This window comes from Candidatus Acidiferrales bacterium (assembly GCA_036514995.1).
GTDB lineage: Bacteria > Acidobacteriota > Terriglobia > Acidiferrales > DATBWB01 > DATBWB01.
Map to the genome: position 1 here is coordinate 17,318 of DATBWB010000205.1, position 11,170 is coordinate 28,487.

At 61.8% G+C, this 11,170-nt stretch carries 10 protein-coding genes; all 10 read right to left on the reverse strand.

Features of this window, described 5'->3' with window-relative positions:
- Positions 1 to 5: 5 nt before the first annotated feature.
- Complete coding sequence (gene ftsY / locus VIH17_13360; protein ID HEY4684220.1) at positions 6 to 977, reverse strand: signal recognition particle-docking protein FtsY; 972 nt, start codon at positions 975 to 977, stop codon at positions 6 to 8.
- A gap of 166 nt (positions 978 to 1,143) precedes the next feature.
- Positions 1,144 to 2,913 carry an HD domain-containing phosphohydrolase gene (locus VIH17_13365; GenBank protein ID HEY4684221.1) on the reverse strand — a complete coding sequence of 590 codons (1,770 nt, stop codon included), beginning with the start codon at positions 2,911 to 2,913 and terminating at the stop codon, positions 1,144 to 1,146.
- Positions 2,914 to 3,052: 139 nt separating this feature from the next.
- A complete protein-coding gene (locus VIH17_13370) occupies positions 3,053 to 4,066 on the reverse strand; it encodes an NAD(P)H-dependent glycerol-3-phosphate dehydrogenase (protein ID HEY4684222.1) in 1,014 nt (337 codons plus the stop codon).
- On the reverse strand, positions 4,063 to 4,677 hold the full coding sequence (plsY, locus tag VIH17_13375; GenBank protein HEY4684223.1) for a glycerol-3-phosphate 1-O-acyltransferase PlsY: 615 nt from the start codon (positions 4,675 to 4,677) through the stop codon (positions 4,063 to 4,065). The genes VIH17_13370 and plsY overlap by 4 nt, the downstream gene beginning before the upstream one ends.
- A gap of 15 nt (positions 4,678 to 4,692) precedes the next feature.
- A complete protein-coding gene (gene thpR / locus VIH17_13380) occupies positions 4,693 to 5,253 on the reverse strand; it encodes an RNA 2',3'-cyclic phosphodiesterase (protein ID HEY4684224.1) in 561 nt (186 codons plus the stop codon).
- An 11-nt stretch (positions 5,254 to 5,264) separates the two neighbouring features.
- A complete protein-coding gene (locus VIH17_13385; GenBank protein ID HEY4684225.1) occupies positions 5,265 to 6,521 on the reverse strand; it encodes a competence/damage-inducible protein A in 1,257 nt (418 codons plus the stop codon).
- A gap of 6 nt (positions 6,522 to 6,527) precedes the next feature.
- Positions 6,528 to 7,547 carry a hypothetical protein gene (locus VIH17_13390; protein ID HEY4684226.1) on the reverse strand — a complete coding sequence of 340 codons (1,020 nt, stop codon included), beginning with the start codon at positions 7,545 to 7,547 and terminating at the stop codon, positions 6,528 to 6,530.
- Between the two features lie 34 nt (positions 7,548 to 7,581).
- A complete protein-coding gene (locus tag VIH17_13395) occupies positions 7,582 to 8,112 on the reverse strand; it encodes a phosphatidylglycerophosphatase A (GenBank protein HEY4684227.1) in 531 nt (176 codons plus the stop codon).
- A 171-nt stretch (positions 8,113 to 8,283) separates the two neighbouring features.
- Complete coding sequence (locus VIH17_13400) at positions 8,284 to 8,784, reverse strand: hypothetical protein (protein HEY4684228.1); 501 nt, start codon at positions 8,782 to 8,784, stop codon at positions 8,284 to 8,286.
- A 180-nt stretch (positions 8,785 to 8,964) separates the two neighbouring features.
- Positions 8,965 to 11,170, reverse strand: a 2,206-nt coding sequence (locus tag VIH17_13405; GenBank protein ID HEY4684229.1) for a DUF3488 and transglutaminase-like domain-containing protein, incomplete at its 5' end; no start/stop codon positions are given.

The following is an 11,170-nucleotide window of genomic DNA, read 5'->3' on the forward strand; positions in this document are numbered from 1 at the left end:
GTGTTTCAGGCAAAGAGCGACTCGATAAAATCTTTGGGATGGAAAGGAAGCAGATCCTCCAAGGTTTCGCCCGTTCCCACATACTGGATGGGCAAGCCCAATTCGCGCACGATGGCCAGAGCGATGCCGCCCTTGGCCGTGCCGTCGAGCTTGGTGAGGATGATCCCGGTCACGCCCACCCTTTCAGTAAACACGCGGGCTTGAGCCAGGCCGTTTTGTCCAGTGGTGGCGTCAATGACAAGCAGAACGTCATGGGGAGCGCCAGCCACAAGCTTGGCTGCCGTGCGCTTCATCTTCTCGAGCTCGGCCATCAGATTCGATTTGGTATGGAGCCGGCCGGCGGTGTCCACGATGACGCAATCGGTCTTGCGCGCGACCGCGGCCGCGAGCGAATCGAACACCACCGCCGCCGGGTCCGCCCCCGGCTTTTGCCGGATCATCTCAGAACCGATTCGCCTGGCCCAGATCTCCAGTTGTTCGATGGCTGCGGCGCGAAAGGTATCGGCGGCGCAGATCAGCACCTGCTTGCCGTCCTTGCGGAGGCGGTAGGCTAACTTGCCGATCGAGGTCGTCTTGCCCGTGCCGTTCACGCCGACGACAAAAATCACCCGCGGCAAGGCTTCCGGCACCGCCGGCGCCGGCCCGTCCTTCTTGGTAACCGACTCGAGAATGCCGAGCAGCTCCTGCTTGAGAGCTGCCTTGAGCCCGTGCGGGTCTTTGAGTGTTTGCCGGTTGACCTGCTGTCGAATCTTTTCGAGCACCTCGCCCGTCGTCTTCACGCCCAGGTCGGCGCCGATGAGCCCGGCCTCCAGATTCTCGAGAAGAGCCGCATCGATTTCCTTGCCGCCTTCGACGATGTCCTCGAGGCGAGCGGCCAATTGCTGCTTGGTCGAGCGAACGGCCTGCCTCAGCCGGTCGAGCCAGCCTCGTTCCTCCGTTGAACCGAAGAGGGTTTGCATCGTGGTGGTCGGCGCCAAGCCCGCCAGCTATTCTAGTGCCGTTCCAAGTATTTTAGGGCAGGTTTTTCAAGGACGCAGCGCCTACAGATCACTTGTCGCGCCATCTCGGTATGTTGCGCAAATAGTTGGAACGGCACCAGCAAAAGCAGGCCGTTGTCGCCGAAGCGGGTGTGTCAAAGCACGCTCAGGCTTCGATCAAGGCGAGATTGAGTTTGATGGCGCCCTTCTCGACGGCTCGGGCAAAGGCTTCCACCACGTTCGGGTCAAAGCGCTTGCCGGAAAGGTGGCGGATCATCTTCAGGGCGTAATCGAGTTCGTAGGCTGACTGGTAGGGCCGATTGGTGGTGATGGCGTCGAGGGTGTCCGCCACCGCAATGATGCGAGCCATGAGCGGAATTTCCGTGCCGACCAGCCGGCGTGGATAGCCGGAGCCGTCAAAGGATTCGTGGTGCAGCTCGATGCCCGGGATCATTTCCGACAGTTGCGGCACCGGCCGCATGATGTTGGCGCCTTTCGAGGGATGTTGCTTCATCAGTTGGAACTCTTCCGGGGTGAGTGTCCCCGGTTTCTTGAGCACCCGGTCATCAATCCCAATCTTACCCACGTCATGCAACAGGGCGGAAATCCGGATCTGGTCGACCTCAGCATCGATCAGGCCCAATTCCTCGGCGATGATCACGGAGTACTTGGCCACCCGGCCGGAATGGCCCTGGGTGTAGGGGTCCTTCTCGTCGATGGCGGCTGAAAGCATGCGAATGGTGCCCATAAACAGCTCGCGGTTTTCTTGCGCCGCCTGCTTGAGCTGCTCAATGTAGTTCTCGATATCCTGGGCCATCAAATTGAAGTTTTCAGCCAACTCGCCGATTTCCGTCCGGCTGCGGAGCTGCACCCGCCGATGAAACTCGCCGCGTGAGATGGCGCGGGTAATTTCGGCCAGCATGTGGATGGGGTAGGTGATGCGCCGGGCGAGCAGGAGGCTGACCATCATGCTGAGGACGATAGCGATCAGGACCAGGTGCATCGCTTGCTGGTTCATGTCGCGGATACCCATGTCGGCGTGGGCATCCGCCAGGCGGCGTTGAGCGATGACCGCCCAATAGAGATCGCGCACCGGGCTATAGGTGCCGAGCATCTCCACCCACATGCCATTTTCGGCAATCTCAAAAGGAGCGGTGGCGGTGGCCCGAAGCTGGATCGGCATTTCCAGATACTTTTGCACGATGCCGATGCCGCTGACGTCTTGCCCGGCAATGTATTTGCGCACGTCAGGATGAGCCACGACGTGGCCGTTGCGGTCCACCACGTAGCTGACGCGGCCATGGTGACTCGCGTCGCGGAGGCGATCCACAATGGGATCGAGTGAGATCAGCTCTGCCACGATGCCGCGAAAGTCTTCGTGCCCGCCCGCCGGACCGGCCGGGAGCAAAAGCGGGACAGCGAGGACGATGGCCGGATGGTTTTCTCCGCCGCGCGAGATGTTGAGGGGGTCGGAAGTGAATTCCAGCCGTTGCGTGCCGGCGGCGAAGGCGCGTTCCAGCGCCTTGCGCACAAAGGGATCCTCGTCCGCCTGAAAGTTTCCGGCGCGGACCCCTTTGGCCTCGCGGTTGAGCACGGTAACGTAGTCCACTCCGGGATCGCGGGCGACGTGCTCTTCGAGCACCTGCCGAAGCTGGCCCGAACGCTTGGCACTGGCGGCGTCCTCGGCGAATCCAGCCAGAACCAGTGTCCGGCGCAACGACTGCAACTGCTGCCCGGCGTGCTGCCGGTAAAGATGAATCGCTTCGGACAGGAGCCGCGTCGTATCGGTTTGCAACCGCTGCTCATGGTCGGCCAGCTTCATGCGGCTGATTTCAAGCACGCGGTTGTGATAGAGGACAAGCGGGGCGACCGAGACAGTCACCATGACGAGCAGTAGAACGTAGAGAAGCGGAATCCGCCGGCGCGGGCCGGTCATTCGCAGTCCTATCCGCGGGTCGGCTCAGGAGGAAAGACAAGCTATTCTGCTGATTGGCTCAACCGGATTGCTATAGGACTAAAGTACTATCCAGAAGAAACGACGGGGTGGCGCCCCGACGGGCATGCGCCTCCCCGGGCTATTCGTGTTTCAAGCTGCGTTCCATCAGTTCGTGGACGGCTTCCCGGGGGGAGCGGCCCTCGTAAAGCATGGTGTGCATCTGCTCGGTGATGGGCATTTCGACGCCGGCGTTGCGAGCGAGGCGGACGGCGGCCACGGTGGTGCCCACGCCTTCGGCCACCATGCGCATCGAGCCGATGATCTCCTGAAGTTTGCGGCCTTTGCCGAGTTCCAGGCCGACCGAGCGGTTGCGGCTGAGGGCTCCGGTGCAGGTCAGGACCAGGTCACCCATGCCGGAAAGTCCCGCCAGCGTCTCCCGCTTGGCACCAAGCGCTGCCGAAAGCCGGGTCATTTCGGCCAGCCCGCGGGTGATCAACGCGGCAATGGTGTTCGAGCCGAGTCCCAGACCATCGCAGACACCGGCGGCAATCGCGATCACGTTCTTGAGCGAGCCGCCAAGCTCGACGCCAACCAGGTCCGCGTTTCGATAGAGGCGAAAGTGCGCCCCGGAAAATTCCCGCTGGATCATTTCCATCAGCTCGTTGTCAGGCGAGGCAATCACCACCGCTGCCGGATCGCCGCGGGCCATCTCCCGGGCAAACGTGGGGCCGGAGAGAGCCGCCACGCGCGGTCGGAATTTTTCGCCGACGACCTCCTGGATGACCTGGCTCATGCGGCTGAGCGAATCCTCTTCTATTCCTTTGGTGGCGCTCACGAACACCATCTTGGGGGCAAGGTGGGGCAGCATGGCGCGATACGTTTTCCGGGCGTGGGCGGAGGGCATGACGCCGAGGACAATATCGGCGCCGGCAAGCGCCTGGCCGAGGTCGTCGGTCACTTCCACCGCCTCGGGAACCGCAAAGCCGGGAAGAAAGACATCGTTCACGCGCGTCTGGCGCAGCCGCTCGCAAATATCTTTTTCACGGACCCAGAGACGGATGTGGTGCGGCCCCGTCCTGGCGGAGCTCCGCATCAGGACGATGGACAGCGCCGTGCCCCAGCTTCCCCCGCCGATGATGGCGATCCTCTTCACGATTTTGGTCCCCGGGAAAGGTTCAGGCGTGGTTCGGTGCCGGCGACCAGCCGCTCGATGTTGCTCCAGTGCTTGAGCACGATGAGCGTCGCGGCGGCAATCATGCCGAGAGCGGCCTCAAGCGGCGGACGATAGATGAGGTAAGCGCAGAGAGGGAAAGCAGCCGTGCCGAAGATGGAACCGAGCGAGACATAGCGCCAGATGACAACGGCGATCGCCCAGAGCACCAGGACAGCCAGCACCGCTTTGGGCGCAATGGCAAGATAGACGCCTACACCGGTAGCCACCCCTTTGCCGCCGCGGAATTTTAGAAACACCGGAAAGACATGGCCAACAATGGCGGCAAAAGAGGCAAGGACGACCGTCCGCGGTTGGTCGGGGGAGAGTTGCCGGACCATCCAGACTGCCGCAAAGCCCTTGGCAACGTCGAGCAGGAGAGTGGCAAGGCCGGCGCCTCGGCCAACCGAGCGCATCACATTGGTGGCGCCGATGGAGCCGCTGCCGCTCGAGCGAATGTCGCCGCCGTGAGCCCGTTTGGCAATCAGGTAGCCGAAGGGAACGGCGCCAAGCAAGTAGGCGATGCCAACGGCCAGGATGTCCATTCCGCTCATGGTTTCTTGAGCCGCCTATCCGTTTCCGAGAATTTCCGGGGCGAAGAGGTATCGCTCAAGCTTGGTATATTCGGCGCCCTTGGGGCTCAGATAGCTTTGAAACAGATAGAATTCACGCGCGCCGAAGCTTCCCAGGTCTATGGCGCCAGCGCTCGTGATCGCTTCCTTGAGCGCGAAAGGATTTTCCGGCTCGCGAAAACGGCCGAGCGTCAGGTGCGGATGAAAGGCGCGCTCTTCTCGCCTGACGCCAAGGGCATCGAGCTTGCTTTCGATGGCCTCGGCCAGCTCGCCCAACGCCGGGTTGGCCTCCACGCCGATCCAAAACACCCGCGCGTGCTTGTCATTCGGGAAAAACCCCGCGCCGGCAACCCTGATTTCAGCCGGCTGCATGCCTTTCACTTCGCCGAGCGCCCGGCGAATTCCGGCTGCCTGTTGGCCGGCGACTTCGCCGATAAATTTCAGCGTGAGATGAATGCCGCCGGGATGGCCCCAGCGCAGTCCGGGAGACGCGGGCTTCAGTTGTGTCATCAAGCGAGCGATTCCGGCGCGAATCGCCTCCGGCAAATCGATCGCCACGAACAGCCGCATCAGGATCCCAGCAATCTTCGGCGGAGCATTTCGAGAGCGGCCTGGCAAGCCTGCTTGCGCACCCGAGCTCGATCGCCGGGAAAATGGTACATGCGCGCCTCGGTTTTCTGCGCGTCGGCGACAGCAACATACACAAGGCCGACGGGCTTGGCCGGTGTCGCCCCCCTCGGGCCGGCGATCCCGGTAACGCCAATGCCGAAGTCGGCGGAACTTCGTTTCCGAATTCCCGAGGCAAGCGCGCACGCCACCTCCTGGCTGACCGCTCCCTTGGCTTCGATAAGACCCGCCGGAACGTCCGTCCACCAAACCTTCGCGTCGTTAGAGTAGCACACGACGCCGCCAAGGAAATAAGCCGAACTGCCGGCGATGTTGGTGAGCCTTTGGGCCACCTGGCCGCCGGTGCAGCTTTCGGCCACGGCCACGGTCTTGTGGGCCAACAGGAGTTGCTCTGCGACCACCTCTTCCAGTCTGGCGCCGTTCCGGGAAAAGACATATTTCCCCAGTTTCTCGTTGATGCGTTCTGCCAGCTCGTCCACCAGAGCTTGTGCATCCTCTTCGGTGGCGCCTTTACCGCGAACATGAATCTGGATTTCCCCCGGAGCGGCCAGGATAGTAACCGTCGGGTTGTCAACCTGCTTGTAAATGGGGGCGATGCGATCGTCGGTGTCCGATTCGGTGAGCCCGGTGACCATGAGCACCCGCGTCACCATCCGCCTCCGGCGCGCACGAGGCTTGAGCCGGGGCAGACATTCTTTCTCGAACACCTCCTTCAGTTCGGGGGGCGGGCCGGGAAGAAGCAGAACGATCTTTGAGCCGGCTTCGAGCCAGAGCCCCGGCGCCGTCCCTATTCGGTTCTCAAGCTGCGTCGCGCCCTCCGGCACCATAGCCTGACGCTCGTTGTTGGCCGGCATTTCCAGGCCGCGGGCGCGGAAACGGGCTTCGAGCCGGCGCAGAAGGGCGTCATCGCGTTTCAATTTCCTTCCGAGCAGCGCGGCTGCAGTTTCCCGCGTAACGTCATCCTCGGTCGGGCCAAGGCCGCCGCAGCAAATCACCAGATCGGCTCGGCCAAGGGTGTCGCTCAACACCTTTTTGAGCCGCTCGCGATCATCGCCGACCACGGTCTTGCCGACGACATCAATTCCCAATTCGTTCAGTTTCTCCGTGAGGAAGAGAGAGTTGGTATCCGTCCGATAGGGGGTGAGCAACTCGGAACCAATGGCAATGATTTCGGCTTCTCCGATAAATCCTTCCGGCATGAGCGGTCAGGAGAGCAACGGCAGGCCCTCCACGTTCCAGTCGAGGTGGAATAGGGCGCTGTTGGTGGCAAGGATGAGGCGCCGGTTCGGCAGGAAAGCCATGCCGACAACCCCCGGCCCAGAGACAACGAGTTCGGCTTTGGCGTTGGGCGTAAGGCAAACGATGCCGCGCCGGCCTGCCAGGGACGCGGCCACATAGAGATTGCCGGCCTTGTCAAAGGCAAGGCCCTGCGGACGCCCCAATCCGCGGTAAAAACGAGAAACTTCGCCGGCCGGGGTAACCCGGTAGATGGCATCATAGCTCGACGTCGTCGGGCCGGTGACGAAGAGGTCTCCCTCGGCATTGAACGCCAGGTGATAGGCGGCAATACTGGGTTCGAGGGTGGCAAAAACGAAGGTCTTGCGGTCGGGCCCGATCTTGAACAGGGTTCCACTCCGGTCGCCGACATAGAGGAAGCCATGCCGATCAAAGGCAATGCCGGTGGCCACTCCCATGCCCTCGGCAAAAACAGTGGAGTGGCCCTCAGGGTCGATGCGGTAGATGGTTCCGTCGAATCGGCTGGAGACGTGCAGGTAGCCGTCGGAAGAAAAGGCCAGGCCGGTCGGGTTCATCATTTCCGTCACGAACGGCTTGACGCGATAGCTGGGATCGATGCGATAAACCGAGACCGGGACCTTTTGCCCGCGGGCGCCGCTGAACGTCGCGTAGATATTTCCCTGGCGATCGATGGCCGGGTTGGCGACCGGATGCAAGCTGTCAGCGATCTGAACGCCCAGCGAGAAAGGATAGGGCGCGCTTTCCATGCCGTCGGCAGCGATGCGGATTTGCCCGTGGGTGGCGCCGTCGGGCACCCGCGCCAGCAAGAAATCAGCCGCTGCCACCACCACGCTGCCTTCTCTATCGCCGAATTTCACTCGCGGCCGAACGTGCTTGCTCGGGTCAAAGCCTTGACCGCGAATCAGTATGTCGCCGCCGGAAATGGCTGCCGACGGCGAGACGCTCTCAATTTTTACCGTACGCGCCATGATTCTTCTTCGGTCGCACCCTGCGGAAGGCGCTTCACGTTCCGAGCCCCCGCCACATCCAGAGGACAAGGAAGCTGAACGCTCCCGCCACGAGATCATCAGCCATCATTCCCCAACCCCCGGGCAGCCGCTCGGTCCGGCGGATGGGGAACGGCTTCGCTACGTCGAAGATACGAAAAAGTATAAACGCCGCAAGAAAATATTTCCACCCGTTGGCCCACAGAAGTTGCGGCGGCAGAGGTGCGAGCGGCAGGCCAAGCAACGCCACCTGCTGGCCGGCCACTTCGTCAAGGATCGCCTCATGAGGATCGCGCTTGCCAAAATGCTTTTCGCTTTCCGAGCAAGCCCATGCTCCCATCAGGGTCAAGAGCGCAACCGCGATGAGATGAAACGCCAGAAAAGGTTCGGGGGCGTGCTGGCGAAGAAGGATCAGCAGCGCCACCGACACCACTGAGCCGGCCGTTCCCGGCGCCAGAGGAACGTAGCCAGCGCCCAAAACAGTGGCCGCCAGCACGCCGATGCGCCGAGCCTTCTTACGATTTTGATTCGCCGGATTTGGGTTCATCCTCCGTCTCTTCGACGGTTGGCGGTTCGATCCCGTTCGGCGGGCCAGGGATGCGGTAGCGCTCGGTTGCCCAATTGCCCAGGTCGGTGGTTCGGCATCGTTCGCTGCAAAAAGGAAATTCTGGATCGCTATGGGAGTCAACCGGCTTTCCGCAGATGGGGCAGTGGTACTTCATGGTTGGCCTACGACCCGGCCGATTAAATCGTAAGGGTGCGCCTCGTAGATTTCCGCGCGGAGCAGGTCGCCGGGGCGCGGGACCTCCTGCCGTGGCGGCGTCATCTCGTGATAAAGGTAAGGCTCCGCCTCGGCGGGCGCAAACAGCCCCTCGTTGCCGCAGGCCTCCACAATCTGGTTCACTTGCTGCGGGTTGATGACGGCATCCACCTCGGGGATTTCTTTGAGAATTTCCTGGCGAAAGCGCTCGACCAGACAACCGGCGACCACCAAACGTTTGGCCCGGCCTGATTTCTTGTGCTCAGCCATCTCGAGGATCGTCTGGATGGATTCGCGCTGGGCCGGTTCGATGAAGCTACAGGTGTTGACCACCAACACGTCGGCCTCTTCGGCTCGCGGCGTCAGCTCAAGCCCGGAGCGGAAAAGGAGACCCATCATGACTTCGCTATCCACCAGGTTCTTGGGGCAACCCAGGCTGATAAAGCCAACTTTGGGCATGGTATGGTGTTTAGAAAGCTCGGAGCGGCGAAGGATGCCAACCGAGGGAGGCCGAGCTATCCGCACGAAACAGCCATTTTAACACAGTCAGCGGCGCCTGCCTGTAGGCACGGCCGGCATGAGCCGGGCGTTAGAATGCAGGGGCGCGTTGCCGGGCAGCAGCCAGCCTTTACAGGTCGGTTAGTAATTTTCGGGAAGGGTCTTGATGAGGTTCAGCAAAGCGACAAAGCGCGACGTATCGAGAGGCAGGGTGCCAAAGCGAGCGCCGTTATAGAGTTCCGTCAGCTCGCGTACGGGCAAGAGGAGTTCCGGCCGGCTTACCGAGTGCGCAAATTCTTCCGGGGTCTCCCAGGGCCGCTTGACCAGGCCGCGCCGGCCAAGAAGGCGCAGCATGCGCTGATAGCTGATGGAAGCTTGGTGCGAAGCAAAGCGAGGCGAGGCGCGCACCCGCAAGGCCAGCGTTTCTTCCAGCCAATCGAAGACTGCCCGACCTCGCAACAAAAGCAGGGCCACGCCTCCGAGGAGCAGCGCCAGCGCCAGGCTCCATGCGCTATGCGCCATGCGGTCTTGCAGGCGCTTCATCGTGTCGATGACCGCCCGCCGGGCGCGCTTGACCGCATGTCGCGCCTCGCCCACCCAGCTCCGCGAGCTTCGCTCCAGGTTCCTGGCGAGCGATACCTGGTGGGTGAAATCGTAGTTGATGACCCACTCGGTCCAGGTCCATTCCAGGGCATCGAGATATTGATTCACCCGCGCCCAGAGGCCTGTTCTTTGCGACTCATTATCCGGCGGCGTCGGGTCAAAGGGATACCAGCCATAACCGGGGAAATAGACCTCGACCCACGAGTGGGCATCGCGAGCGCGCACGATGTAGTCGTTGCCCACGTCGTTGTACTCTCCGGTAAGAAAACCGTTGGCAAGGCGGGAAGGGATTCCGAGCGTTCTCAACATGACTGCCATGGAAGAGGCAAAGTACTCGCAATGTCCTTTCTTGCGCTCGAAGAGAAAGTGGGCCAGCGGGTCCGCCTGGGGAGTGTCGGGGAGATCGAGCGTGTAACCGAATTTCGTTCGCAAGAACAGTTCGAGCATGCTTGCCTTGTCGTAGGTGTTGGTCGCGCTGCGGGTGACTTCCCGGGCAAGCTGGGGAAGGCGCGGGTCTTGCGGGGGCAACTGCAAGTATTTCGCTCGCACCTCCCGGGGATAAACAGGGCTTGAGGAGCGAAGCGTTTCCGGCGCCACCCGCGGCAGGAAGGAGACTGCCTCGTAGCCGACTCTGGCAAAATTGTGGAAGGGGTTGAGAAGCGAGCGGGTGGAATCGAGCACGAGGTAGCCGCGGGTGCGGCTGCCGGGCTCGCGGAATCCACCGCGCACCTGAGCCACCTCGGCGGCGACAAATACGGCGTCGGTGGCAACCGGTTCCAGGATCACTCGATAAGTCACCGGCAGTGTTCCGGCGGGATGCAGTTCAGAAGGAAGCGGCAGCGAAAACCATCCGTTGGAGTCCGAGCGGAACGGTCGCGGGTGGTTTTGCTGGCTGCTCCAGCGATGGCCATCAAATTCGGTCAGCGCGATGCCGCGCCACTTGACCCCTTGCACTTGCCAGGGATCGCCTCGCACTTGTACCCGCATCACCACTGCCCGGCTCAGTTTGATGCGGCCGATGTCGCCCAGCGACACGTTGTCGGAAAAACCGTGAATGAGCGTCGGCTGGAGATTCAGCCCGCTCAAGTAGCCGCCGGCATAACGAGGCAAAATGAAAAAAAGAAGGCTGCCTACAGCCAAAACGCCCCCGGCCACAACCAGCGAGGTTGCCAGCAAAGCCCGGCTGACCTGAATGGAAGCGGGCGTGCCCCGCGCCAGCGGCACGCTCACCGCCCCGGCGCTGCTGCGTTGAATTTCCAGGCTCAGAAAGGTGGCGATGCCTGCCAGGAGGAAAAAGCCAAAGACCACCAAGAAATGGGTTTCCACCGTGAGGATCGCCGCGGCCAATATTTCGCCGAAGGCCAACAGAACCAGAAAAAGATAGTCGCGTTGCGTTTGGGCGGAGAGCAACCGGAGCCCCAAGGAAAAGATCAGCAAGTGGATCGTCGCCATCAGCGCCGCGAAGAGCATCGGGTTGGACGACCCCTCAGCCAATGCACGCGAGAGGAAAAACAGATCGAAGGGGAAGAAGAGCATGTAGAGGATGGTCAAGCGATTGGCCAGGCCGAGCGGCAGATCGGGCGCGGAAGCCCTCACATAGCGCAAGCCGCGGTAGAGGAGCACCGTGCCGCCCGCTCCCACCGACACCCAATCCAGCTTGCCCGTGAGGGCCAGGGCGACAAATCCGGTGGCCAGCATGAGATAAACGGAGAATTCAAAAAACTGCCGGATAGCTTCGAGCGGC